The following is a 23,466-nucleotide window of genomic DNA, read 5'->3' as shown; positions in this document are numbered from 1 at the left end:
CCTTGTTGGCATATATTGGAAAGGGACATTCCGGACTACCGGGAGCGGCGGTCAGCTTTCATGCCTGTTAACCGAAAATCAATATTGGTTAACCCGCCGTTTCGTTGAGCGCAGAAGACGCCAAAATGGTTAACGAATCGTTAACGCCAACAGAAAAAGCCGCGCTCCAACAAAGCGCGGCTTCTTATCGTGGCCTGCCGGACGAGCCGGCAGGTGTATGTTCTTCGACCCGTTAGCCGCGGAAGAGCGACAGGATGTTCTGCGAAGAGGAGTTGGCGATCGAGAGAGACTGGATCGCCAGCTGCTGCTGCGTCTGCAGGGCGCTGAGCTTGGAGGACTCTTCTTCCATGTCGGCATCGACGAGACGGCCGATACCGGAGTCGATCGAGTCGCTCAGAGCCGAGACGAAATCGTCCTGCATTTCGATGCGGGTGGAGATCGAGCCGAGCTCGGCACCAGCCGAAGTCATTGCCTTCAGTGCGGATTCGACGTTGGACAGAGCCGTCGAGAGCTGGCCCAGCGTGAAGTTGGTGATGTCCATCGAGTAGACGGAACCGGTTGCGCCCGTCGAGGTGCCGAGGATGCCGGTGGAGGTTTCGATCGAGCCACCGCTCATGCCAAACAGCACGTTGCCGGCCGAGGTGTTGTCGAGCTTGTAGTCGGTCATCTTGACCGAGACGCCGTTCGAACCGTCGCGAACGAAGGTCGAAACAACGCTCTTCGTGGTGTTGTTTGCGCCGGCAACCCAGTTTTCGCCGGAGAAGGCAGCCGACTGAGCAATGCTCAGCAATTGTTCCTGAAGCTGGTCGATTTCTTCCTGGACCTTCGCCTTGTCGACGCCGTTTTCAGTTGCGGCGACCAGCTTGGCCTTGATTTCGGAAACGACGTCGATGGCGCTGTCCATCGCAGCATAGGCAGTGTCGACCTTGGCGGCACCGAGGCCCAGAGCGTCGGAAACGGCCGAAAGCGCCTTGTTGTCGGAACGCATGGTCGTTGCGATCGACCAGTAAGCGGCATTGTCAGCCGCCTTGCCGACGCGCAGGCCGGACGAAACATGATCCTGGGTTTCGCCGAGGCCCTGGTTGATGCCGCGGAGAGTCTGGAGAGCTGCCATTGCAGCGTTATTGGTAACGATACTCGTCATGTCTATTTGCCCCTTTGGCAGGAAAAACAAGGAAGGGACATTCCGGAATTTTTAGCCGGCCCACAGCGATCAGCCTCATGCCTGCTAACCCTATCCATTAAGGTTAACTCGCCATTTCGATGGGCTTAGGAAACAGCAAGATGGTTAAGGAATACTGAAACCAAAAAAGAAATTTAGTTAATGAATTCTGAATGTTAAATGTCGTTTGATTAACCTGTTCTTAAAACATTTCGCGGCCGGGATGACCCGGCCGCGAAGACTCGTGCTTGTCGATTTCGACCGCTCTTAGCGGAAGAGCGACAGGATGTTCTGCGAAGAGGAGTTGGCGATTGAGAGAGACTGGATCGCCAGCTGCTGCTGCGTCTGCAGGGCGCTGAGCTTGGAGGACTCTTCTTCCATGTCGGCATCGACGAGACGGCCGATACCGGAGTCGATCGAGTCGCTCAGAGCCGAGACGAAATCGTCCTGCAGTTCGATGCGGGTGGAGAGCGAGCCGAGCTCGGCACCAGCCGAAGTCATTGCCTTCAGTGCGGATTCGACGTTGGACAGAGCCGTCGAGATCTGGCCCAGCGTGAAGTTGGTGATGTCCATCGAGTAGACGGAACCGGTTGCGCCCGTCGAGGTGCCGAGGATGCCGGTGGAGGTTTCGATCGAGCCACCGCTCATGCCGAACAGCACGTTGCCGGCCGAGGTGTTGTCGAGCTTGTAGTCGGTGGTCTTGACCGAGACGCCGTTCGAACCGTCGCGAACGAAGGACGAAACAACGCTCTTCGTGGTGTTGTTTGCGCCGGCAACCCAGTTTTCGCCATTGAAGGAAGCCGACTGAGCGATGCTCATCAACTGCGCTTGCAGCTGGCTGATTTCTTCCTGGACCTTCGCCTTGTCGACGCCGTTTTCAGTCGCGGCGACCAGCTTGGCCTTGATTTCGGAAACGACGTCGATGGCGCTGTCCATCGCGGTGTAGGCGGTGTCAACCTTGGCGGCACCCATGCCGAGAGCGTCGGAAACGGCCGAAAGGGCCTTGTTGTCGGAACGCATGGTCGTTGCGATCGACCAGTAAGCGGCGTTGTCGGAAGCCGAGCCTACGCGCAGACCCGTCGAAACGTGGTTCTGCGTCTGGTTCAGGCCCTTGTTGACGTTACGCAGCGTCTGGAGAGCTGCCATGGAAGAGTTGTTCGTATTAATACTTGTCATAAGTCTGTCCCCTAGAAAACTGGATACAAAAGGAGGACATTACCGGACTGCTTACCGGCGATGACGGAGCAGCTTCATGCCCCTCGGTGCCCTGTTTTCTTGGCCCAAACCCGTCATGTCGGGGAGCAATCTCGCAGCCAATGCTTGCCAACTTCTTAAAAACGAAGCAGTGCCCGAACGCGGACAGAAGGCGTAGTTAATGCGCGGTAAACATCTGTAATCTCAAGCTAAAAATAATTCGTAGAGCGCATTCACTGGTCACCTGTTTCAAGCAAGCTTCGCCCGGCAATATGCGATGAACCAGGGTTGGGATAATTGCGCCTTTGCGGCGCCGTGGGCGCGACCCTGAACGGCGACATTCAAACGGATATTTCCGCACGGAGTTGGTTTTGAACAGCAAAGTTTCGTTTTCGGCAGCCTCCAAAGACTACCAGATGGGCCGCTATACCCAATCGCTTGCAACACTGAACCAGCTCATCGACAGCCAACAGGACGCCAAGACCTACGCGCTGCTTGCAAAGAACCTTCTGCAGCTGGGCTTCAAGGCAGACGCGGCGAGATCCTATGCGCTCGCTGCTCAATACGACAGCCCGAACGCCTACGAATACCACAAGCAGGCCGCACGTCTGCATTTTGAGTGCGGGAACGAAGACGACGCATTGCTGATCGGCATGCGCAATCTTTCGAAGGCGCAGGATGACGCGGAGCTCGCCTATATCCTGACCTCGATCTACCTGAACCGCCAGCAGCGCGACATCGTAAAGCCGTTCAAGAAAGTGCTGTCGGAAAGTTCCAATCCGGACCACTCCAGGCTCGCCGCCCTGCTCCTGACCGACGACCTGCATGATCAGACCAACCAGATGCTCGCGCGCAATCTGTTCAAGCGGTATCCCGGCAATATCGCTTTCCGCTTTCTCTATCTGGTCTTCTTGCGCGAGTTCAACGATTTCGACGAAACCGACAAACACAGCGCCCCGATCATCGAGCGCATCGCCAAAGGCGATCTTGACGTGCTTCGCAAGGACAACCCGTTCTATCATCTCCACTGGAACGGCGACGAGAGCCTCAACCGGTTTGCCACGATCGGTACGACCCCCCTCAATCCAGAACGCGTCGCCATGCGGCGGAAGATGCCGCACACCTGGTCCGACAAGATCCGCGTCGGCTACATGTCCTCGGACTTCTGGGATCACCACGCGACGATGAAGCTCCTGCAGCGCATCCTCGAACTGCACGACACGAGCCGCTTCGAAATTACGCTGTTTTGCCACACCGAGCCGGAGCATCTGGCGAAGAACACGACCGACCGCAGCCGTTGGGGAAACGTCGTCGATGTGTACGGCCTTTCCAATGAAGCAATCGCTGCCGTCGTTCGCGAGCATAACATCGACATCATGGTCGACCTGAAGGGCCACACCGCCGGCAGCCGGGCATCGTCTTTCAATCTGCCGCTGGCACCTGTTCATGTCGCCTGGCTCGGTTTTCCGGGCAGCACGCTCAACATCGATCTCGACTACGTCATCGGCGACCGTTTCGTCCTTCCGGATGCGGCAAAACCTCATTACCATGAGAAATTCTGCCGGATGCCGGAAAGCTACCAACCGAATGACCCGACGAACCGTCCGAAACCGAAGCCGATCACGCGCGCCGACCTCGGCCTGCCTGAAGATGCCTTCATCTTCGCTTCGTTCAACGGCAACCGCAAAATCATCGCCGAGACGATCGACATCTGGTGCAATATCCTGAAGCGCGCGCCCAACAGCGTCCTTTGGATCATGTCCAACGGGACGCGGAACCAGGAAAATCTCTCGAAGAGGTTCCAGCAGGCCGGCATCCCGCAAAAGCGCATCATCTTTTGCCCGCGTGTCACCTACGAAGAACATATCACCCGCCAGCAGGCAGCCGACATCGGCATCGACACATTCCCGGTCAATGGTCACACGACCACGTCGGAGCAGCTATGGGGCGGTCTGCCGGTCCTCACAGTCAAGGGCACGAACTTCGCGTCGCGCGTCAGCGAGAGCCTGCAGCACGCCATCGGCCTGCCCGAACTCGTTGCTCCGGACCTGAAGGCTTATGAAGAGCTGGCCGTCGAGCTGGCGCAAAATCCCGAAAAGATCGCCGAGTACAAGGCGCGCCTGAAAGCCAACGGCCCGATCATGCCGCTTTTCGATGCGGAGCGCTTCTGCCATCACCTGGAAAAAGCCTATGAAATGATGGCTGAGCGCGCCAGGAACGGCCTTGATCCCGATCACATCGACGTGCCGGCTTTGCCGCGGCGTACAGAGCCGTTCTACTCGGCGGAATAGCTGCTCTATAAGATGAAGGAAACCGCCGGGTGCAATGCCCGGCGGTTTTTCATTGCGGCCATGCCGGCCGATCGCAATTCGCCATGGAGATTAGCTGAAGGATCGCACCAGGCTGCCGACCAGCAGGTTCCAGCCGTCGATCAACACGAAGAACAGGATCTTGAAAGGCAGCGAGATCGAGGTCGGCGGCAGCATCATCATGCCCATCGCCATAGTAATCGTTGCAACGATCAGGTCGATGACGAGGAACGGCAGGACGATCAGGAAACCGATCTCAAACCCGCGCCTGATCTCCGAAATCATGAAAGCCGGAATAAGAACGCGGTAGTCGATCTGGGCACCGGTCTGGACGGTCTGGCCGCGCTCACGCGCAAGGTCGACGAAGAGCGCCAGATCCTTGTCGCGTGTGTTGGCGGCCATGAAGGTGCGGAAGGGCTCCGCAATGCGTTGTACGGCCTCCTGCTCGTTGATCTGGTTGGAAAGCAGCGGCTGCACGCCGCTCTGCCAGGCCTGATCGAAGGTTGGCGACATGACATAGAAGGTCATGAAGAGCGCCAACGAAAGCAGGATCATGTTGGATGGGGTGGAAGAAAGCCCCATGCCCGTGCGCAGGATCGAAAAGGCGATGACGAAGCGCGGAAAGCTCGTCACCATGATCAGGATGCCGGGCGCAACCGAAAGGACGGTCAAAAGGCCGAAGGTGCGGATGATCCAGGCGGCGACGGAACCATCGACGGGTATGTTCAAAAGATCTGCCGGCAGCTGCTGGGCAACCGCCAATTCCGGCGCCGCCATCATGGCAGCGAAGAAAACTATGAATCGAATCATTCGATGACAAAGGTCCTGAACATGACCTTCGATACTCGTCCTTGCGAACGCAGGTCAACACGTTCCTGTATGTCATCCCGGAGATATTGAAAGCCGCGCGGCCCTTCGATCTGCTGAAGGGAAACGGTGCGGATGTAAGCCAGGACATCCTGGTGGATATCCTCGGCCACTTTCACATCAGGCGGACCGTTGAAGAGCAACGCCACTTCGAGGCGGACCCAGTTTTCCGAGGGATAGGCGAGGTTCGACGTGATCGGCTCAAGCTGGACGACGTTGTTCGCCTCGGTGGAAATATGGGGCAGTCCGCCCTCGCCTTCCTTTTTATCTTCGGCGCTGGCCGAAGCCGTTTGTGCCGCCTCCTCCGCCTGCTCGGCGCTTCTGACGTTCGGCGCAATCATCGTGCCGACGAGCCAGCCGCCGCCGGCGCCGAGAAAGGTGAGCGTAAGCAGCCCCGCCGCCATGACCAGCATGGCGGATTTCGCTTTCGGCTTGCCGTCGGTTTCTTCTGCGTCTGCCATGGTCATCCGGCCTTAGAGCGGCGAAAAGAGATCGATGGCCTGCTGGCCGCGCGGCGGCTGCTGCACTTCCATCAGGCGGCCGCGGCCGCCGTAGGAGATGCGGGCTTCGGCGATCTTCTCGTAGGAGATCTGGTTTTCGGCATCGACGTCCTGCGGGCGCACGATACCGGCAACATTGAGGATGCGGATTTCCTGGTTTACGCGGACTTCCTGCGATCCACTGATGACGAGGTTGCCGTTTTCGAGGATACCGGTGACGACAGCCGCCACGAGGAGCGTCAGCTTTTCGGAACGCTCGATCTTGCCCTTGCCGTCAGTGCTCGTGTCGGAACCGTAGGTTATGTCCGTCTGGGAGGTCGGGTTCCAGCCGAAGATGTTCGCCTGCACATCCCAATTGAGCCCGCTCGAATTCTGGCGACTGCGATTGGTTTCGTTGTCGAACGTCGCCTTGTCGTTGATCTGGATATTGACCGTCAGAATGTCGCCGACGTTGAGTGCGCGCGCATCCTTGAAGAGGGCCGCCTGGGAATCGCTCCACAGCGAATAACCCTGCGCTACCTGGCGCGGCTGCTTCGGATAAAGCGCCATCTGCGGTGTTTGGCCATAAGCAAGGCCACTGCCGATCGGGCTCATGGCAGGCGCCCTGCCGATCTCCCTCACAGCCTGCGGCGACTGGCAGCCGGCTAGTAGGGCAACAGCGGCCATGACAGCCGGGAAACGCTTGTTCATGAGGGATCCTTCGACGTATTGGGATCGGACGCACTTGCGATGATATTGGCGATGACGGCCGCCTTCAGCGGGTCCATCTCGTTCAGGATCAGGCTCGACTGACGCGAGCCGAGCCGCATGATCACCGCCGCCGCAACCTCGATCTTGACTTCCTGAAGCTGCAGCGCCGCAGCATCCGGCTTCATATTCTTGAAGATGTCGGTAAGGCCCGCCTGGGCCTGCTTAAGGAAGTCGTCGCGACGCTTCAGCCAGTCCTGATACTCGGCCTTGCGCTTGTCCATCTCCGCCATGCGGGCGTCGATATCGGCGCGCAGCTTTTCCAGTTCCTGCTTCTGCAGCAGATAGCGCTGGTCGCGCGCCGGATCGGCAATGTTGGTGCAGAACTGCTTGATTTCCTCTTCCGAGCTCAGGTCGCCGGCAGGTCTTGCGGCTTCCTGGGCGAAGGCGCCGGGGATGGAAAGAAGGACGGCCACGGCAGCCGGTAACGAGAGCTGCCGTAGCAGTTTGGAAATTCTGGTGTCGAACTTCAAGCCGATCATTGCAGTACGAGCTCCGCCTGCAGGGCGCCCGCGGACTTGATGCCCTGCAGGATTGCGATGATACCATCCGGCTTGACGCCGATGTTGTTGAGACCTGCCACCAGGGTCCGGAGGTCCGGACCGTCGAGGATCGCGACACGTCCGCCGTTTTGCTGCGCGGCGATATCGGTCTGCGGCTGAACGGCTGTGACGCCGCGCGAGAAGGGCTCGGGCTGGATAATCTGCGGCAGCTCGGTAACCTGTACGGTCAGAGTTCCGTAGCTGACGGCGACCGGCGAGACGCGAACGTCCGCCCCGATGACGATCGTGCCGGTGCGCTCGTTGACCACGACCTTCGCCGGCGTATCGGTCTCGACGACGAGATTTTCGATATCGGCCATCAATCGCGTCAGGTCCGCCACACGCGGCTTCTGGACGACAACTTCCTGCGCGTCCCTCGCCTCCGCGACCGGACCGCCGAAGCGGGCAGCGGCATAGCCGTTCACCACATCGGCAATGCGCACGGCCGTCGAGAAATCCGGATTGCGAAGCTGCAGCACCAGATTGACGGAATCCTTGAAGTGCGAGGGAAGCTCGCGCTCGATAATTGCGCCGCCCGGAACGCGGCCGGCCGTCGTGACGCCCTCGGTCAGCGTTGCAGCCTGGCCTTGCGCTTGGAAGCCGGAGACAACGACGGAGCCTTGCGCGACGGCATAAATCTGACCGTCGGCGCCCGACAGCGACGTCATGACGAGCGTGCCGCCACGCAGCGACGTCGCGTCGCCCAGCGAACTGACGCTGACGTCGATGCGGCTGCCGGGGCTTGCAAAAGGCGGAAGGTTCGCCGTGACCATGACAGCCGCCGTATTCTTCGCATTCGATTCGCCGCCCTGCGTCGAAATGCCGAGGTTCTGCAGCATGGCGCGCATCGACTGTTCGGTGAACGGTGAAGCGCGGAAACCGTCGCCCGTGCCCTGAAGACCGACGACAAGACCGTAGCCGATGAGCTGATTATCGCGCCCGGCCTGCAGCGAGGCGATGTCCTTGATGCGCGAGGTCAGCGCAAATGCCGGCGTCACATGCGCCATGCACATGGAAAGAGCCGCGAGTGCGAAAAAAATGCGAGAGACAATCTTCATTTTGCCGCCACGTGTATGGTGCCGTCGGCAAGCACGGTGCCGCTGACGATGACGCCTGAATCCATGTTGCGGGCACGAACGACCTGGCCGGTAGAGCCGTCCTCGAGCGGCGAGCCTGCCGCCGAGATCGTCATCGCGCCGATACGAAAGATAAGGCGAATCTGCGATCCGCGGGTGACGGTGTAAGGCTCGCGCAGCGCCGAAACAGGGATCGTCCGCCCCGGAAGCAGCGTACGCTTCGAGATCATGCCGGAAACTTCGTCGATGGATTTCGCATAGCCGCTTGCAAGATTCGGATTGGTGACTTCGACCTCCTGAAGCTGGCCGCCGCTGATCGTTTCTCCGGGATAGATAATGGCCGTCGGCACGACCGCATAGCCCATGCCGGCGCTCGCAGCGCCGGGCATGAAGATGCCTGCGATCGCAACCGAGGCTAATGCCGTCAAAGCGACGATATTTCTCGCCCGGCGAAACATCATGTTCGGCCCTTTCCTCTTTATTTCAGGTTCTTGCTGACGATGGAGGCCATTTCGTCGGCCGTGGTGATGACCTTGGAGTTCATTTCATAGGCGCGCTGGGCCGATATCAGCTCGGTGATTTCCTTCACCGGATCGACGTTCGAAGATTCCAGGTAGCCCTGCTTCATGTACGCAAAGCCCTCTTCATCCGGCGTACCTACGACCGGGTCGCCGGAGGCCGGCGTCTGCTGGAAAAGATTGTCGCCAAGCGGCTGAAGGCCGGCTTCGTTGACGAAACTTGCAAGCGTCAGCTGGCCGAGCGTCGTCGGATCCGTCTGGCCCGGGAGCTTTGCGGTGACTTCACCGGACCGGCTGATCGTCAGTTCCGTCGAACCGGTCGGGATCGTGATGCCCGGGACGACTTCATAACCATCGACGGTGACGAGCTGGCCCTGGTCGTTCTTGTTAAAAGCGCCGGCGCGTGTGTAGAGCGTTGTGCCGTCCGGGGCCTCGATCTGGAAGAAACCCTTGCCGATCAGCGCCACGTCGAGATCGTTGCCGGTCTGGCTGAGCTCGCCCTGAATGTGCAGGTTGCGGATCGCAGAAGTCTGCACGCCGAGGCCGATATTGGCGCCTTCCGGAACGATCGCCTGATTGGCGCGGTTTGCGACGCCCTTGGCGCGTTCGGTCTGGTAGAGAAGATCGGTGAACTCGGCGCGTGCACGCTTGAAGCCTGTCGTATTGATGTTCGCGATGTTGTTCGCGATCACTTCGAGGTTAGTCTGCTGGGCATCCATGCCGGTAGCCGCAATGGCGAGCGCTCTCATCGGTTCGTCCTTAAATCCAGTTACATCTGCATCTTGGTGACTTCGAGAAAGGCCGATACGACCTTGTCACGGATTGCGATTGCGGTTTGCAGGGTCTGCTCGGCCTGCAGCATGGAATCGACCACTTCGCGGGTCGTCGCCGTGCCCTTGATGCCGGCGAAGGACATGCTTTCGGCGCCCTTCATGGTATCTACGGCCTGCGTTGCCATGTTTCCGAGAACGGCCGCAAAGCTCTGGTCGTTCTTGGCGCTTTCGGCGGCAGAAGGGGCCGTGGAGGAATTCTCGGTCGCAACGCTGCCAAGGCCGCGCGTTACGGAAAGAGAGCTAACATTCTGTATGGTGTTGATCATTATTGGCTCTTCAGGAGATCGATCGTGGAGGAGATCAGGTCGCGGGTCTGCTTGATGGTCTGCAGGTTGGCGTCATAGGAACGGTTGGCTTCGCGCATGTCCGCCATTTCGACCAGCATGTTGACGTTCGGCAGCTTGACGACGCCGCGCTCATCGGCGCCCGGATTGCTCGGATCGTATTCCGTCGTGAAATCGGATTCGTCGACGCCAAGCTTCTTGACGCCCACTGTCGTCACACCGCCGGCGCGGTCGACCTCCTCGCCAAACGTGATCGTCTTGCGGCGATAGGGATCGGCGCCGGGCGTATCGCCGGTCGAACGGGCGTTTGCGATGTTTTCCGAGACGATGCGTAAGCGCGTCGACTGCGCTTCGAGCCCGGAACCTGCAATCTTCAGTGCTGCTGACAAGGGATCCACGAGATTACTTCCTTACGCTCATCAACATCATTCGATGGAAGGAGCCCACCAAAGAGGTGTTCAACTCGTACTGACGCTTGATCTCGCCGGACTTGGACAGTTCCTCCGCGAGGCCGACGGTATTGCCCGATTCCTGCACGCCGATTTCCTGGTCGAGTGCAGCTTCCTTGACGTCGATGCCGCCGCTGGTGCTGAAATCGTTACCGCTGAGATGCGCCGGATTGGTGCGGGCCATGGTGATATCGGCCTTGTCGAGCACGGCCTCGAAAGGCGTCACGTCCTTGGCACGAAATTTCGGCGTGTTTGCATTCGCGATATTGCCGGCCACAACCTCCTGACGGATCGTCAGCCATTCCGCCTGCCGAGAGGCCAAGTCGAAAAGTTGAATCGGTTGCATGGGAACTCTCCGTTTTTTACTGAGAGGACCCTAGGGCGGCAATCTTGCGTCAGACTTACGGGGAATTTCGGCTTCTCGCCGAAGCTATCTTTATGGAAGCGCCAAAAGGAAAGCGACCCCGTCGCACGCGCGGAGCCTTCACCGATCACAGCAATCGCGATCAATTGTTCTGGTACACTTCACCATTGGACGTGACGATCACCCATTTGCCGTCGCGCTCTTCCAGCGTGGCCAGACGGCTTTCGTCCGGGAGGATCGATCCGACGCGCACGACATACATGCCCGAGGAATCCTCGATCAGCGCGCGGCCGTTGGCGACATGCAGCAACTTGAAACCGGAAACGGCTGGAAACGGCTGGTCGTCGGGAATGATACCCCTGTTGCTCTCCCTGCCGACATTCGAAACCGTCGCGGTCGTCAGCGGGTCGAAGGGAAGGGCGGGCTTCTTCTCCATTTCGTTCTTGTTGACCATCGCAAGCGGAGAGACGCTGAAAACGTTGCGTTCCGGCCAGTCCGGCAGGTCACGGCTCCGGTCACCTTGTTCGACTCTGATGCTGAACTTGTCCTCGTTGAAGAAGACATACCATGGGAAAAACGCCGCCGCACCCGCGAGCGCAAGCCCGGTCACCGTCAGCACACGGTCGAGCATCAGCGCCTGCCGCTTTTCCAGTGGCTTCAAGGGAGCGATGCGCTCGTCATCATCGTCGAAGGTGGTCAAAGCTAGCCTCTGGGTCTCGTCGGGATCGTCGACGGCTGGTTCGAAATCCCGGCAGCCGTCTTGAGCGCTGCCGCCAGGTCAGAAAAGGCATCGGCCGACTCGCGGTCTCCCGGCGACTGTTTCAAAACATCGTAAATAATTGGTACCTGCTTGACCGCCATGTCCAAATCGGGGTCGGCCCCCGGTCGGTAGCCGCCAATCAGGCGCAGGTCGCGCGTTTCCTCGAAGCGATGGATCAGCGCCTTGAGACGCGAGACCAGCTTTTCCTGATCCGGCGTCCAGGCCTTGCGGGCAAGGCGCGAAATGGAAGCCAGCGGGTCGATCGGCGGATAGCGGCCCTCCTCTGCAAGGCTGCGCTGCAGGACGATATGGCCGTCGAGAATGCCGCGTGTGGAGTCGGCGATCGGGTCGTTGTGATTGTCGCCATCGACGAGGATCGAGATGATTGCGGTGATTGTTCCTGTGCCTTCCGGCCCGGGGCCCGCACGCTCGAGCAGTCGCGGCAACTCGGTAAAAACGGATGCGGGATAGCCGCGGGCGATCGGCGGCTCGCCGGATGCCGTCGCCACTTCACGGATTGCATGGGCAAAACGCGTGACGCTGTCGACAATCAGCAGAACGTTGTCGCCCTGATCGCGGAAATGTTCGGCGATCGTCACCGCCGTCAACGGCGCCATCTTGCGCAGCATCGGGCTCTCGTCGCTGGTCGCGACAACGGCGATCGATTTCTTCATGTTCTCGCCGAGCGTATCCTCGATGAACTCGCGCACTTCGCGGCCGCGTTCGCCGACGAGCGCAATCACCACCCTGTCAAAGGCATCGGCCTTGGCGAGCATCGAGAGCAGCGTCGATTTACCGACGCCGGAGCCTGCGAAGATGCCGAGGCGCTGGCCGTGGCATAGCGGCGAAAAGATATCGATGGCGCGGACACCCGTCCGGAAACCCTTGTCGACACGCTTGCGGGTCATCGAAGGCGGCGCGGCATTGGAAATCGAGCGGCGACCGAGGCCCTCAACGATCGGGCCAAGGCCATCGATCGGTTCGCAAAGCGAATTGATCGTCCGGCCGCACCAGCTTTCGGCCGGCGATATTCGAAACGCTCCCTTGCGGATGACCGTGTCATGAATGCCGATCGGCTCACCCGGTTCGATCGGGCAGACATAAGCCAGTTCCGGCTCGACGCGAACGACCTCGCCGAGATGGATGCCGGTCGCCGACTTGTGGGCGACAAATTCACCGAGACGGACGTGGCGGGAAAGACCGCTTACCGTATAGTGGCCGGCGGCGATCGTCTGGACATGGCCGCCATGCGCTACCGCATGTTCCGGCTTGGTATAGCGGCTGACGAGGCCGGCCAGATGATCCAGCTTCGGCGAAAGCGCGTCTTCAGTCAGCGGCATGTTGGTCATCCGTCAAACCTGTCGCTCAACGGCTGCCACCCAGCGTCTTGATGGCCTCGTTGAAGGAGCTTTCGCTGTCGGCCGTCAGCGAGGCGATGCTCTCGAAGGCGCGGTTGACTTCGATCAGCTGGGTGATTTCGTGCATCGCGTTGACGTTGGAGTTTTCGAGATAGCCTTGCTCGATGCCGATATTGAACCGGTCGGTCACGGCCCGCGGCGTCTCCGTGGTCATGACGCCGCTGTTCTCATAGCGGAGGTAACCCTTGCTGATATCGGCTTCGAAGAGACCGAGCGAGCCAACCTGCCGGCCGCCCTGGTAGATCATGCCGTCATTGCCGACCTTCGGCTCACCGCCGGCCGTGTTCAGCTGAATCGGCGCGCCGCCCGCGTCGAGAACCGGGTATCCGCGGATCGACACAAGCTCGCCCGTGTCCTTCATGGTAAACCGGCCGTCCTTGGTCAGAACCTGACCCGCCGGCGTATCCAGTGCGAACCAGGCGTCGCCCTTGATCGCAAAGTCCAGCATGTTGCCGGTGTGCTGCAGCTCGCCGCTGTCGCCGGATAGATAGTCATTGCCCTGCGAGACGAAGGCAACCTTTGCGTTCAGCTTGTTGTCGGAGTCGCTCAGTAATTGATTGAACTTCACCTCCGTCCCGCGAAATCCGGTCGTGTTCACGTTCGCCATATTGTCCGCGATTGTCGTCAGGCGCTTTTCGAGCGCCATCTGGGATGACAAGGAAACATAAAGACCGGATTGCATGATAGGCTCCTGGCATTGGCGATGAACGGAACGAAGACCGGGTTCCTGTCGCTTGTTCGACCACGGTTTTCGCTGAGGCGGCATCTCAGAAACGGACGAATCGGTCCATTCGTCGGATTGAACCTGACGGCAAATCCTTGTGCGAAGCTGGCATGCAGAATGCGGGCTCAAAGCGCCAACCATCAGCCTCACGCAAGCCTGCAACCCTATCCCTGAGGTTGAAAACAACGTTCAGGTTTGGACTGACGATGAATATCATTATCGGATTTGTGATTACCTGCGGCTGCATCGTTGGCAGCTTCATGGCGATGGGTGGCCATGTTGGCGCACTCTGGCAGCCTTTCGAGCTCGTCATCATCGGCGGCGCCGGCCTGGGCAGCTTCATCATGGCTAACCCGATGAAGGTGGTGAAGGATTCCGGAAAGGCACTCGGTGAAGCCTTCAAGCATACGGTGCCCAAGGAACGGAATTACCTCGATACGCTAGGGGTCCTCTATTCGCTGATGCGCGACCTGCGCACGAAATCACGCAACGAGATCGAGGCTCATATCGACAATCCGGCCGAATCCTCGATCTTCCTGTCAGCTCCGACGATCCTGAAGAACAAGGAATTGACGGCATTCATTTGCGACTACGTCCGCTTGATCATTATCGGCAATGCCCGCTCGCATGAGATCGAGGCTCTGATGGACGAAGAGATCAATACGATCCTGCACGACAAGATGAAGCCCTATCACGCCATCCAAATCATGGGCGACGCTTTCCCCGCGATCGGTATCGTTGCCGCCGTTCTCGGCGTCATCAAGGCCATGGCGCACATCAACGATTCGCCGGAAGTCCTCGGCCACCTGATCGGTTCGGCGCTCGTCGGCACCTTCCTCGGCATTTTGCTATCTTATTGCCTCTGCTCGCCGCTCGTCTCCCAGATCAAGGTGGTGCGCACGAAGCAGCATCGCCTCTACGTCATCGTGAAGCAGACCTTGCTTGCCTATATGAACGGCTCCGTACCGCAGGTGGCTCTCGAATACGGCCGCAAGACGATTTCTGCTTACGAGCGTCCATCAATCGACGCGGTCGAACAGGAAATGATGAACCCGGGTGGCGAGAACAAGGCGGCCTAAACGACCATGAGCAACCTTTCCCCTCAAAGGCCGGCAATGGATCCGGTCCTTCTTGCGAAGCTGACGGGACGCCTCGGCGACCGGGCGACCATAGAAAAGCTCTGCACTTCATTGTCGGAGGTCTATGGCGAATTCCTGCCGGATATCTTTAAGAGCGAAACCGGGCTGGACATCGCCGTCGCCTATCTCGGCTGCAGTTCCGGCCACAAGAACGATCTGATTGCCGACCTCGACGCCAACGTGACCCTCGTCGAGGCGACATTGCGCAACTGGTCGCAGAACATCACCTTTGCCTGCGGCAACAGCTTCGTCATCACACTGATGGAAAACCTGCTTGGGGCTGCGTCCGATACGATCGAGCAGCCGGCCGATCGGTCGCTTTCGGTCATCGAGCTTGAACTTGCGGTCATGGTTTTCGAGAAGATCGCCGATGTTTTCCGTTCCGCCGTCAATGCACCGGGCGGTTTCGAACCGAACCTCGCGCCGCCGCATCCGCACGAATTCCGCCCCCATCCGTCCAGCGATATGCCGGACGAATTCGCCTCGGCCATCAACATGTCAATCACGCTTTCGGGTATCACGTCCGCGTTCTCGGTGATCGTTCCCCAGGCGCCGCTGCTCAAGACGCAGATTTCCGCACCGAAGGCAACGAACCAGTCCACCAAGTCCACACAATGGACCGAACAGCTCACCGAACAGGTCCACCGTTCGCATGTGACGCTCGACGCGAAAATCCGCCTTCAGGATCTGACGCTGCGCACCATCTCCAAGCTCGCGCCGGGCGATGTCATTCCGTTCCGCGACACTGGCGACGTCCGTGTCGAGGTCAGTGCGAACAGCAAGGAATTGTATGTGTGCGAATTCGGGCGTTCCGGCGAAAATTATACTGTCCGGGTCAAAGATACGATCAGCTCCGACGACGAGCTCATCCGTCATTTAATGAATTAATCGGTTCCCCTCCCCTCGGCTGCGACGGCAGTTTGAGGCAAGTTTCAACTGGAATAGTGATTTCATGGCTACGAAGAAAACACAACAGAACGACGATCTGTCACTGGAGCTTGCGGGCAACGAAGCTGACCTCGACCAGGCGATCGATGATCTCCGCGGGGTTCTGAAGCAGGATTCGGACGGCGGGCTTGCGGAGTTGGGCGAAGAAGCCGATGCATTCGGCGCCGGAACCGGCACCGATTTGTCGGCCTTCGGCGATTTCGGCAGCGATGGCGCAGCCGAGACATCGTTCGACAGCAGCGATTTCGGTGGCGGCGACTTTGGCGGCACTTCGGATTTCGGTGATACGGCTTTGTCCGCGGCGAGCGCCGAACCGGCACCGCTCGGCAGCGCGCTGTCTTCAAACTTCGAACTGATCATGGACATTCCGATCGACGTCCAGATCATGCTCGGCAGCAGCCGCATGCAGGTTTCCGGCCTGATGAATCTCAACGAAGGCGCGACCATCGCCCTCGACAAGAAGATCGGCGAGCCGGTTGAAATCATGGTGAACGGCCGCAAGATCGCACGCGGCGAAATCACCGTCCTGGAGAATGACGACACCCGCTTCGGGGTTAAACTGATAGAAGTTTTGAGCACAAGAAAAGCCTGACCCCGGTTAGGGGCGGAGAGGTTAGACCATGATGGACTTTGACGATTTCGGCGGCGCACTTGCCGGGAAACCGTTGACCCAGGCTGAAAAGGCAGCGGCTGTACTCCTCGCTATGGGGAAGGGAGTCGCAGGCCGGCTATTGAAGTATTTCACCCAGGCCGAGTTGCAGACGATTATTTCCTCCGCACAGGCTCTGCGGGCCATTCCGCCGGATGAACTTCTTGGCCTGGTAGCCGAATTCGAAGATCTCTTCACCGAAGGCGCCGGCCTTATGGACAATGCTAAGGCCATCGAGAGCATTCTCGAGGAGGGCCTGACACCGGACGAGGTGGACAGCCTTCTCGGCCGCCGCACCGCGTTCCAGGCATACGAAACCTCAATCTGGGACCGTCTCGGCGAGGGCGATCCGGCCTTCATCGGCAAATTCTTGCTGCGCGAACATCCGCAGACCGTCGCCTATATCCTTTCGATGATGCCGTCTTCCTTCGGCGCCAAGGTGCTGATGCAGCTTCCCGACAGCCGCCGCGCGGACATCATGAACCGTACCGTGAACCTGAAATCCGTCAGCCCCAAGGTCGCGCAAATTATCGAAAAGCAGGTGATGACGCTGCTGGCCGAGGTCGAGGCCGAGAAGAATTCGATCGGTTCGAACAAAGTTGCCGAACTGATGAACGAGATGGACAAGCCGCAGGTCGATACCTTGCTCACCTCGCTGGAGTCGATCAGCCGCGAATCCGTCAACAAGGTTCGCCCGAAGATCTTCCTCTTCGACGACATTCTCTTCATGCCGCAGCGCAGCCGTGTCATGCTGCTCAACGATATCTCCGCCGACATTCTTACCATGGCTTTGCGTGGCGCGTCGGCCGAAATCCGCGAAGCCGTTCTCTCCTCGATCAGTCCGCGCCAGCGACGAATGATCGAATCGGACCTGCAGAGCGGCACTGTCGGCATCAATCCGCGCGAGATCGCCATTGCGCGGCGTGCTGTCGCCCAGGAAGCGATTCGTCTGGCAAATTCCGGCCAGATCCAGCTCAAGGAGACAGAGGGCGAAGCACCGGCGGCCGCCTAAGCTTCTGCTTCTGTTGACAACCCGACGAGAGGCCGCGCACGGCGTTGATCGCGATGCACCACGAGACTACGCTTTTCGGAACGGGCCGCGCCTTGCCGCGGCCCTTTCCATTGATGGAGGGCCGCGAACTTGGCTGATGAAGACAAGGACAGCAAAACAGAAGCCCCGACAGCGAAAAAGCAGGCCGATGCGGCCGAGAAAGGCAATACGCCCTTCTCACGCGAAGTGCCCATCTTTGCCACCGTTCTTGCGACCTTCATCTATCTGACCTTCTATCTGCCCGACGGCATCAGCCGCGTCAGCGAATCACTTCGCGACATCTTCGAGCAGCCGGACCAGTGGAAGATCGAGACCGGGCCGGACGCAATGTCACTCTTCGTTCATCTCGGCTGGGTGAGCGCCGTGCTTCTCACGCCGGCCATGCTGCTGTTCATGATCTTCGGCGTCGTAGCATCCATAAGCCAGAATTTGCCCACTCCGGTTCTCGAACGCATCCGTCCGCAGCTGTCGCGCCTTTCGCCGGCCAAGGGCTTTGCGCGCATATTCAGCCTGCCCGGCCTGATCGAATTCGGCAAATCGCTGTTTAAGATCCTGATCGTCGGCGTGATCATGTTCTTCGTGCTGAAGAGCGAATATTTCAACGCGATCGATGCGATGTTCTCCGACCCGCAAACCTTCTTCGAGCGGACGATGACGATCATGCGCAAGATCGTGCTGGTCGTGCTTTTCGCGACAGCCGTCGTTGCGATCGCTGATTTCTTCTGGTCGCGGCATCACTGGTTCACCGAACTCAAGATGACGCGGCATGAGGTGAAGGAAGAAAACAAGCAGGCCCAGGGCGATCCCTTCGTGAAGGGCCGCCAGCGCTCGCTGATGCGCGACCGTGCCCGCCGCCGCATGATTGCCAATGTCGAACGCGCCACGCTCGTCATCGCCAACCCGACACACTATGCCGTGGCCCTGCGCTACGTGCGCGAAGAAAACGATGCGCCAGTGGTACTCGCCAAGGGTCAGGACCTCATCGCGTTGAAAATCAGAGAGATAGCCGAAAAGAACGGAATTCCGGTTTTCGAAGATCCGCCCCTTGCACGCTCCATGTTTGCGCAAGTCTCGATCGATAGTGTCATCCCGTCAGTATTCTACAAGGCAGTGGCAGAGCTCATTCACCGGGTTTATGCCGCCGACGCCAGGAACAAACGGGTAAGATAAGCCGAATGAAGAAATGCCCCTACTCTTCTCAGCGTGAAAGAATTCTTGCCGAAGCCATCAGCCCGGTTGCGACCGAGCTTCGGCTTCTCGACGCTTCGGATCTGATTTCGCTGCTGCGCTTCGAGTATTACGGCAGCATCGCCGATCTGGTGGCCTCGGCTGCGGAGCTCTTCTTTCATCCCGGTACGGTCAATTTCGGCCTTGGAGGCAATTACACGCTGGAATGGGGTGGCAAGCCGGAGGTCGTCCTAGATCTCGAGATCAAGCCGCACGGCGTGACGGTCTATGCGCAGCTGACCCTGGCGGAGGAGCATGCCGGCATCGAGATCAATCACATCGCCTTTCATGAACCGTCCGCCGATCCGGACGTGAACACGGCCTTCTTCGAACGCAGCCTGCGCGAAAGCCGGTACAATACCCGGCCGCTGCAGACGCTAGCCGGCTAATAGAGATTTCCAACACAGGCATAAAAGAGCCCGGCCGGTCCGCCGCGCCGGGCCTGTCAGCTGATGTAGCCGAGGCGAATCGCCTTGGCGATTGCCTGGATGCGATTGACCGAATCCAGCTTGATCGTCGCCGAGCCGAGGTAAGCATTCACCGTATGGACCGAGAGCCCGAGCTTGTCAGCTATCTCTTCGCTGATGCGTCCGTCGCCGGCAAGCTGCAGGCAAGCGATCTCGCGCTCGCTCAGCGCTTCTGACGCCGCCGCGCGGCGTTCGTCCAGCGAGAGCAGATCCATCATGATTTGGCAGCCACGGCCATGAAGCTCTACGATCATGTCACCGGCGGGATCAAGATAATCGCCGGTGAAGACGACGAAGCCATTTCCTGCAGCACCGAGCCGCACCGGAAAAGCGAGGCCTGAAAATGGTAGAATGCCGTCCTTCAGCCGCGCCATGAACGGCGCGAAATCGGCCGAACCGGGCGCGGCGCGATCATGGCCGCCGGCCCAAGACAGAGGCAAAAGTGATTTCTCGATATGGTCCAGCAGCGCATCGCCATAAGCGTCCACAAGGGCCTTGCTTGAGGCCGCCGCTGCCGAAGGTCCCCAGTTTTCCAGTTCGCAGACCAGACGCTGCTTCGCCGGCAGACCTGAGCCGCTCATCCGGTAGACCGCAAAATTCTGGGCATCCGCCAGCTTCTGCATCGCGACCAGCCGCGGGAAAAGGTCGGAGCGGCTGCTTATCCTGTTGAAGCGCACGCTGCGTATGTGTTCCGTACTACCCATCGCCCTGCTTGACGAATGCCCCATAAATTCCCCTTAGACGAGATTATTTCTCACCGCAAACGCTATGGCCTCGGAGCGAGTTTTGGTCGCCGTCTTTCGCATGACGCTCGTAATGTAGTTGTTGATCGTATTGCGGGAGATGCCGAGGATCATCGCGATCTCATCGCTGGTTTTGCCCTCGGCGATCCAGAAGAGACATTCGAGCTCCCGCTCCGTCAGCTCAAAATCGCGCTCCGCCCGGGCGGCCCCGCACCGGAGCGAACTTGCGAGATAACTTGCAAGGAGCCCCACGTCCCGCAGCCGCTCCGGTGATAGGATGAAGCCGTCATCGAAGAGGAACATCAGCGACAGCCGCGAACGGCCGACATTTAACGTCAAGAAACAATACTGGCGGCTGGCGCCATCCGGCACGTCGGCATTGTCGGGCAGAAGAGCAAAATTTGGCTGGAAGAGCTGCATGCACTTTTCCAGCTCGGTCGTGCGTGCATAGCTGCTTGTCAGTGACGTCGCCAGGTCCTTCACGAGATCGAACGGCCAGTCCGAGGACACGATGAAATCGAGGCCGGCCTCCTGGATGAGGTCGGATCGCGCCAGCAGGTAATGCGACGCTCCAACGTAGTCCGTCAGGGTGCGAAGCGCGACCTGCAACCTCCCACTGTCGGCAATTTCGCTGAGCTGCCCGATGAGCTCCTCGCGAGAGCAAAGATTGACGGCCTGGAGACCAACGAAATTCGCGGCCTGATTTTCGCCCTTAAGCAGTATGTGCATATCCATAGGCAACGTCCCGCGGCTGAGTGCCCGTTCCTGCAAGGCATTGTCTGCGCAGGGCCGACGCGGCCTGCGGCAATGACTAACGAATCACCCAAGGGTAAGTCAGACGATAGAAACTACCATATCCGAGTTCTTGGGATTTACTCTTGCCGCTTTCCGTGCGCGTGATTCGCGCCCAGACATCGCTTGATTAGGTATCTGGAATCTATGGTGATTCTCTCTATATCGCAACACGCCACTCCTTTTGGGCGAGTCAACATATAAGTAAATCTGCGCCACAATTCATATATACTTTAAACATTGCTAACATTAACTCGAGTATCGAGAAAAACTGCCGCTGCGGCGCGTGACATATGAATATGTATTTACAGAAAAAATTTTTGTCTTCCTACCAAGCGATTTCTTTTTATTTGTGCAAAGAGAGACTTCCGCTCTCGCCTCGATCTGGAATAATCGAGTGCCCTTTTCAATCTTGTGTAAAATATGTCCCGCACGGCAGCTTCGATAACAAATCCGTGATCTGGAGAGCGGGCGGGTGCACATTAAAAAAGGCCGGTCTCCCGGCCTTCGTTTAGGCGGCGTTGTCGACCGCCCATTTCCTGAGGATTTTCGCAGCGCGTTCCTCGTTGATCTCGACCATTCGCGCGAGCTTCCGCTCCGGGCCTTCCTTGACGCGGCGGTTGAAGTTTCCGTCGTCGTCGCCCAGGCTCAGCAGATCCTCCGTGCTGTCGAAGCCGAAGTCCGAACCGAAGCCCTCCATGAGCGCGCCGCCGGCAGCCGCTCCACCGGCCGGTGCGAAATCAGGAAGCTCCAAGCCAACGCTTTCTGAAGACGTGTCGCCGATGACCCCCGCACCGCCGCCGCTGATGCTGCGCACCAGGGGTCGCACGCCCATCCAGACCACCACGAAGGCGACGCCGAGGAAGGCCAGCGAGTTGATGATGCCCGCCAGGTTGCGGCTCAGCATATCGAGGACGCGGACGCCGCCGGCGGCATCTTCGAGAAGCTGGTTCTCGAGGAAGTCCATTGCCGTCACCGTGACGACGTCGCCGCGACCAGCACTGATACCGGCTGCCGACGAGACGATCTTCTGCATCTCGGCGAGATAAGCATCGATCTTCGCCTGATCCGCAGGTTCGCCGACCATCTGGGCGATACGGCCCTTGTTGACGACAACGGCGATCGAGAGCTTCTCGATCTCGTAGCTGTTGCGAGTCGTGGCCGTCGTCTTGCTGTTGATCTCGTAGTTTGTCTGCTCTTCCTTCTTGTCCGACTTGTCCTGCGATTCCGGACTATTGCTGCCACCTTGCTCGGGGGCGGCCTGCGGAACGTTCTGCTCGACGGTCGTTGCGTTATCGGACTGCTTTTGCTGCGACTGCGAGGCTTCCTTGGTCGTGCGCACGGAGCGCTCCACCTTTGATTCCGGATCGTAGACGGTTTCTTGGATCTCCTGCGCATCCGTGTTGAGATCGGCGGTCACGCTGGAGCGGAAGTTATCCATGCCGAGGAACGGAGCCAGCGCCTTGTCGATATTCGATTCGACTTCCTGCTGGACGTTCTGGACGATGTTCAAAGAGCGGTTCAGCGAGCTGTTGCTTGCCTCGTCGCCAGATGCGAGCAGCTGGCCGGCGGAATCAAGAATCGTCACGTCATCGACATCAAGCCCCGGCACGGCCGAGGCGACGAGGTGGCGAATCGAGGTGGCGGCACTGCGGCCTGCCGCAGCGCTCGCCCGGATCATGACGGAGGCTGTCGGCTTCTGCTCCGCCTTACGGAAGTTTCCGACTTCCGGCATAACGATATGGACGCGCGCAGCGGTGATGCCTGAAATGGACTGGATGGTGCGGCCTATTTCGCCTTCGAGCGCACGCACGCGTGTGACTTCCTGCATGAAGGAGGTGAGGCCAAGTGAGCCGACATTGTCGAAGAGTTCATAGCCCGCATTGGCGCTGTTCGGTAGGCCCCGCTCGGCAAGCAGCAGGCGGGCCTTGCCCGTCATGCCGGCAGGCACAGTGATACTGGAGCCGTCGGAACCGACCTGGAAGCCGATATTGGCTTCCGCAAGAGCCATGCTGATCTGGTTGAGGTCAGGGGTGTCAAGGCCGACATAGAGCGTTTCCTGCGCCGGCTTGTTGACGATAAGGGCAGCAGCCAAGATAATTGCAATTGAAAAAACGCCAACGCCAGCGAGCGCCAACAAGCGTGTTCGCCCCAGCGAACCTAAGTTCTTAATGAGCTGAACTAATTGATTTAACAGATTCATTCTGTTCTCGCACGATCCGTCAAAGACAAAACAGGCTTATTGCCTCATTTGTTGATAGACGGCGAAACTTGTGCGAGCGTTTCGTCAGGGCAGGCCGGGAGCTTTCAAATCAGAAGAAATCGAAGTCGCCCGCCGCCTTGCTGAGCGGCTGGGAATGGCCGTGGCGCGTGGCACCGCCGAGCGCTTTTTGCATTTCGGCAAGTTTGACCAGGCTGAGCGCGGTCGCAACGTCAACAGCCCAGCTCTGCGGGATCTCGCCGGTGATCGTGTCAATGAATTCAGCGAGACCGCGGGTTTTCTGAACGGCAAGATCGATGCCTTGCATGATCTTCATGCTATCGGGCGAGTGCAGGACATCGGCCCCGCCGATTTCAAGAAGCTGCGGCTCGATGCGTTCGATGAGATAGGCGACATCATGCAGTTCGGAAACGATACGCATAAGGATGTCCGGAAGCGCTTCGACCGGCGAAGGAAGCTCTATCGTTCCACTGAAAGTCATA

General features: G+C 59.0%; 26 protein-coding genes. 7 read left to right on the top strand and 19 right to left on the bottom strand.

The window, feature by feature from the left end; all coding sequences use genetic code 11:
• Nucleotides 1-232: 232 nt before the first annotated feature.
• Both RGR602_RS03590 and RGR602_RS03585 read right to left on the bottom strand, forming a co-directional pair.
• Entirely contained in the window at nucleotides 233-1,144 is a 912-nt protein-coding gene (locus RGR602_RS03590) for a flagellin N-terminal helical domain-containing protein (protein WP_039843974.1), read from the bottom strand.
• A gap of 285 nt (nucleotides 1,145-1,429) precedes the next feature.
• A complete protein-coding gene (locus RGR602_RS03585; protein ID WP_022718698.1) occupies nucleotides 1,430-2,338 on the bottom strand; it encodes a flagellin N-terminal helical domain-containing protein in 909 nt (302 codons plus the stop codon).
• A gap of 434 nt (nucleotides 2,339-2,772) precedes the next feature.
• On the opposite strand from RGR602_RS03585, the gene RGR602_RS03580 reads away from it, so the two are divergent.
• Entirely contained in the window at nucleotides 2,773-4,647 is a 1,875-nt protein-coding gene (locus tag RGR602_RS03580) for an O-linked N-acetylglucosamine transferase, SPINDLY family protein (RefSeq protein WP_082046590.1), read from the top strand.
• Nucleotides 4,648-4,737: 90 nt separating this feature from the next.
• Here the strand turns inward: RGR602_RS03580 and fliP are convergent, their stop codons facing one another.
• The 13 genes from fliP to flgF all read right to left on the bottom strand — a co-directional run bounded on the left by fliP (nucleotide 4,738) and on the right by flgF (nucleotide 13,705).
• Nucleotides 4,738-5,475, bottom strand: coding sequence for a flagellar type III secretion system pore protein FliP (fliP, locus tag RGR602_RS03575; RefSeq protein ID WP_039843972.1), 738 nt, complete (start codon nucleotides 5,473-5,475; stop codon nucleotides 4,738-4,740).
• Complete coding sequence (locus RGR602_RS03570; RefSeq protein WP_407692046.1) at nucleotides 5,472-5,945, bottom strand: flagellar basal body-associated FliL family protein; 474 nt, start codon at nucleotides 5,943-5,945, stop codon at nucleotides 5,472-5,474. The genes fliP and RGR602_RS03570 overlap by 4 nt, the downstream gene beginning before the upstream one ends.
• A 60-nt stretch (nucleotides 5,946-6,005) precedes the next feature.
• Nucleotides 6,006-6,722 (bottom strand): flagellar basal body L-ring protein FlgH, encoded by a 717-nt coding sequence (gene flgH, locus RGR602_RS03565; protein WP_022718694.1) that lies wholly within the window; start codon nucleotides 6,720-6,722, stop codon nucleotides 6,006-6,008.
• Nucleotides 6,719-7,261 (bottom strand): MotE family protein, encoded by a 543-nt coding sequence (locus RGR602_RS03560; protein WP_039843970.1) that lies wholly within the window; start codon nucleotides 7,259-7,261, stop codon nucleotides 6,719-6,721. Before RGR602_RS03560 ends, flgH begins: the two co-directional genes overlap by 4 nt.
• The gene (locus tag RGR602_RS03555; protein ID WP_039843969.1) at nucleotides 7,258-8,379 is read right to left on the bottom strand and encodes a flagellar basal body P-ring protein FlgI; all 1,122 of its coding nucleotides are present in this window, start codon (nucleotides 8,377-8,379) and stop codon (nucleotides 7,258-7,260) included. Before RGR602_RS03555 ends, RGR602_RS03560 begins: the two co-directional genes overlap by 4 nt.
• A complete protein-coding gene (gene flgA, locus RGR602_RS03550; protein WP_039843968.1) occupies nucleotides 8,376-8,858 on the bottom strand; it encodes a flagellar basal body P-ring formation chaperone FlgA in 483 nt (160 codons plus the stop codon). Before flgA ends, RGR602_RS03555 begins: the two co-directional genes overlap by 4 nt.
• 17 nt (nucleotides 8,859-8,875) lie before the next feature.
• Complete coding sequence (gene flgG, locus RGR602_RS03545; RefSeq protein ID WP_022718690.1) at nucleotides 8,876-9,664, bottom strand: flagellar basal-body rod protein FlgG; 789 nt, start codon at nucleotides 9,662-9,664, stop codon at nucleotides 8,876-8,878.
• Between the two features lie 20 nt (nucleotides 9,665-9,684).
• Nucleotides 9,685-10,014, bottom strand: coding sequence for a flagellar hook-basal body complex protein FliE (locus tag RGR602_RS03540; protein WP_039843967.1), 330 nt, complete (start codon nucleotides 10,012-10,014; stop codon nucleotides 9,685-9,687).
• Complete coding sequence (gene flgC, locus RGR602_RS03535; RefSeq protein WP_039843966.1) at nucleotides 10,014-10,430, bottom strand: flagellar basal body rod protein FlgC; 417 nt, start codon at nucleotides 10,428-10,430, stop codon at nucleotides 10,014-10,016. The genes RGR602_RS03540 and flgC overlap by 1 nt, the downstream gene beginning before the upstream one ends.
• 4 nt (nucleotides 10,431-10,434) lie before the next feature.
• A complete protein-coding gene (gene flgB, locus RGR602_RS03530; RefSeq protein ID WP_039843965.1) occupies nucleotides 10,435-10,827 on the bottom strand; it encodes a flagellar basal body rod protein FlgB in 393 nt (130 codons plus the stop codon).
• A 160-nt stretch (nucleotides 10,828-10,987) separates the two neighbouring features.
• Nucleotides 10,988-11,545 carry a hypothetical protein gene (locus tag RGR602_RS03525; protein WP_039843964.1) on the bottom strand — a complete coding sequence of 186 codons (558 nt, stop codon included), beginning with the start codon at nucleotides 11,543-11,545 and terminating at the stop codon, nucleotides 10,988-10,990.
• 2 nt (nucleotides 11,546-11,547) lie between these two features.
• Entirely contained in the window at nucleotides 11,548-12,954 is a 1,407-nt protein-coding gene (gene fliI / locus RGR602_RS03520; RefSeq protein WP_039843963.1) for a flagellar protein export ATPase FliI, read from the bottom strand.
• Between the two features lie 16 nt (nucleotides 12,955-12,970).
• Nucleotides 12,971-13,705 carry a flagellar basal-body rod protein FlgF gene (gene flgF / locus RGR602_RS03515; RefSeq protein WP_039843962.1) on the bottom strand — a complete coding sequence of 245 codons (735 nt, stop codon included), beginning with the start codon at nucleotides 13,703-13,705 and terminating at the stop codon, nucleotides 12,971-12,973.
• A 248-nt stretch (nucleotides 13,706-13,953) separates the two neighbouring features.
• On the opposite strand from flgF, the gene motA reads away from it, so the two are divergent.
• The 6 genes from motA to RGR602_RS03485 all read left to right on the top strand — a co-directional run bounded on the left by motA (nucleotide 13,954) and on the right by RGR602_RS03485 (nucleotide 19,150).
• Complete coding sequence (motA, locus tag RGR602_RS03510) at nucleotides 13,954-14,826, top strand: flagellar motor stator protein MotA (protein WP_022718683.1); 873 nt, start codon at nucleotides 13,954-13,956, stop codon at nucleotides 14,824-14,826.
• Between the two features lie 6 nt (nucleotides 14,827-14,832).
• Nucleotides 14,833-15,774 (top strand): FliM/FliN family flagellar motor switch protein, encoded by a 942-nt coding sequence (locus tag RGR602_RS03505; protein WP_039843961.1) that lies wholly within the window; start codon nucleotides 14,833-14,835, stop codon nucleotides 15,772-15,774.
• 64 nt (nucleotides 15,775-15,838) lie between these two features.
• Nucleotides 15,839-16,426 (top strand): flagellar motor switch protein FliN, encoded by a 588-nt coding sequence (gene fliN / locus RGR602_RS03500; RefSeq protein WP_039843960.1) that lies wholly within the window; start codon nucleotides 15,839-15,841, stop codon nucleotides 16,424-16,426.
• Nucleotides 16,427-16,454: 28 nt separating this feature from the next.
• Nucleotides 16,455-17,495, top strand: a complete 1,041-nt coding sequence (fliG, locus tag RGR602_RS03495; protein WP_039843959.1) for a flagellar motor switch protein FliG — start codon at nucleotides 16,455-16,457, stop codon at nucleotides 17,493-17,495.
• A gap of 129 nt (nucleotides 17,496-17,624) precedes the next feature.
• A complete protein-coding gene (gene flhB, locus RGR602_RS03490) occupies nucleotides 17,625-18,704 on the top strand; it encodes a flagellar biosynthesis protein FlhB (RefSeq protein ID WP_039843958.1) in 1,080 nt (359 codons plus the stop codon).
• A 5-nt stretch (nucleotides 18,705-18,709) separates the two neighbouring features.
• Entirely contained in the window at nucleotides 18,710-19,150 is a 441-nt protein-coding gene (locus RGR602_RS03485; protein ID WP_039843957.1) for a hypothetical protein, read from the top strand.
• Between the two features lie 56 nt (nucleotides 19,151-19,206).
• Here the strand turns inward: RGR602_RS03485 and visR are convergent, their stop codons facing one another.
• The 4 genes from visR to cheT all read right to left on the bottom strand — a co-directional run bounded on the left by visR (nucleotide 19,207) and on the right by cheT (nucleotide 23,465).
• Nucleotides 19,207-19,956, bottom strand: coding sequence for a transcriptional regulator VisR (gene visR / locus RGR602_RS03480; protein ID WP_039843956.1), 750 nt, complete (start codon nucleotides 19,954-19,956; stop codon nucleotides 19,207-19,209).
• A gap of 9 nt (nucleotides 19,957-19,965) precedes the next feature.
• Entirely contained in the window at nucleotides 19,966-20,706 is a 741-nt protein-coding gene (visN, locus tag RGR602_RS03475) for a transcriptional regulator VisN (RefSeq protein ID WP_039843955.1), read from the bottom strand.
• Nucleotides 20,707-21,274: 568 nt separating this feature from the next.
• Nucleotides 21,275-22,966, bottom strand: a complete 1,692-nt coding sequence (gene fliF, locus RGR602_RS03470) for a flagellar basal-body MS-ring/collar protein FliF (protein ID WP_039843954.1) — start codon at nucleotides 22,964-22,966, stop codon at nucleotides 21,275-21,277.
• Nucleotides 22,967-23,075: 109 nt separating this feature from the next.
• On the bottom strand, nucleotides 23,076-23,465 hold the full coding sequence (gene cheT, locus RGR602_RS03465) for a chemotaxis protein CheT (RefSeq protein ID WP_039843953.1): 390 nt from the start codon (nucleotides 23,463-23,465) through the stop codon (nucleotides 23,076-23,078).
• Nucleotide 23,466: the final 1 nt, after the last annotated feature.

It is taken from the genome of Rhizobium gallicum bv. gallicum R602sp (assembly GCF_000816845.1).
In the GTDB taxonomy this organism is placed as follows: Bacteria; Pseudomonadota; Alphaproteobacteria; order Rhizobiales; family Rhizobiaceae; genus Rhizobium; species Rhizobium gallicum.
This window is presented reverse-complemented; position numbering and strand designations above follow the sequence as displayed.

Excerpts from the sequence above, each read along its gene's own strand:
- RGR602_RS03560 (WP_039843970.1), bottom strand. The coding sequence starts at position 7,261 with ATGATCGGCTTGAAGTTCGACACCAGAATTTCCAAACTGCTACGGCAG.
- fliN (WP_039843960.1), top strand. The coding sequence starts at position 15,839 with ATGGCTACGAAGAAAACACAACAGAACGACGATCTGTCACTGGAGCTT.
- RGR602_RS03590 (WP_039843974.1), bottom strand. The coding sequence starts at position 1,144 with ATGACGAGTATCGTTACCAATAACGCTGCAATGGCAGCTCTCCAGACT.
- fliF (WP_039843954.1), bottom strand. The coding sequence starts at position 22,966 with ATGAATCTGTTAAATCAATTAGTTCAGCTCATTAAGAACTTAGGTTCG.
- flgA (WP_039843968.1), bottom strand. The coding sequence starts at position 8,858 with ATGATGTTTCGCCGGGCGAGAAATATCGTCGCTTTGACGGCATTAGCC.
- RGR602_RS03580 (WP_082046590.1), top strand. The coding sequence starts at position 2,773 with ATGGGCCGCTATACCCAATCGCTTGCAACACTGAACCAGCTCATCGAC.
- RGR602_RS03570 (WP_407692046.1), bottom strand. The coding sequence starts at position 5,945 with ATGCTGGTCATGGCGGCGGGGCTGCTTACGCTCACCTTTCTCGGCGCC.
- flgB (WP_039843965.1), bottom strand. The coding sequence starts at position 10,827 with ATGCAACCGATTCAACTTTTCGACTTGGCCTCTCGGCAGGCGGAATGG.
- motA (WP_022718683.1), top strand. The coding sequence starts at position 13,954 with ATGAATATCATTATCGGATTTGTGATTACCTGCGGCTGCATCGTTGGC.
- flgG (WP_022718690.1), bottom strand. The coding sequence starts at position 9,664 with ATGAGAGCGCTCGCCATTGCGGCTACCGGCATGGATGCCCAGCAGACT.
- flgH (WP_022718694.1), bottom strand. The coding sequence starts at position 6,722 with ATGAACAAGCGTTTCCCGGCTGTCATGGCCGCTGTTGCCCTACTAGCC.
- RGR602_RS03585 (WP_022718698.1), bottom strand. The coding sequence starts at position 2,338 with ATGACAAGTATTAATACGAACAACTCTTCCATGGCAGCTCTCCAGACG.
- visR (WP_039843956.1), bottom strand. The coding sequence starts at position 19,956 with ATGGGGCATTCGTCAAGCAGGGCGATGGGTAGTACGGAACACATACGC.
- RGR602_RS03555 (WP_039843969.1), bottom strand. The coding sequence starts at position 8,379 with ATGAAGATTGTCTCTCGCATTTTTTTCGCACTCGCGGCTCTTTCCATG.
- RGR602_RS03505 (WP_039843961.1), top strand. The coding sequence starts at position 14,833 with ATGAGCAACCTTTCCCCTCAAAGGCCGGCAATGGATCCGGTCCTTCTT.
- cheT (WP_039843953.1), bottom strand. The coding sequence starts at position 23,465 with ATGACTTTCAGTGGAACGATAGAGCTTCCTTCGCCGGTCGAAGCGCTT.
- RGR602_RS03485 (WP_039843957.1), top strand. The coding sequence starts at position 18,710 with ATGAAGAAATGCCCCTACTCTTCTCAGCGTGAAAGAATTCTTGCCGAA.
- RGR602_RS03540 (WP_039843967.1), bottom strand. The coding sequence starts at position 10,014 with ATGATCAACACCATACAGAATGTTAGCTCTCTTTCCGTAACGCGCGGC.
- fliG (WP_039843959.1), top strand. The coding sequence starts at position 16,455 with ATGATGGACTTTGACGATTTCGGCGGCGCACTTGCCGGGAAACCGTTG.
- fliI (WP_039843963.1), bottom strand. The coding sequence starts at position 12,954 with ATGACCAACATGCCGCTGACTGAAGACGCGCTTTCGCCGAAGCTGGAT.
- visN (WP_039843955.1), bottom strand. The coding sequence starts at position 20,706 with ATGGATATGCACATACTGCTTAAGGGCGAAAATCAGGCCGCGAATTTC.
- flgF (WP_039843962.1), bottom strand. The coding sequence starts at position 13,705 with ATGCAATCCGGTCTTTATGTTTCCTTGTCATCCCAGATGGCGCTCGAA.
- fliP (WP_039843972.1), bottom strand. The coding sequence starts at position 5,475 with ATGATTCGATTCATAGTTTTCTTCGCTGCCATGATGGCGGCGCCGGAA.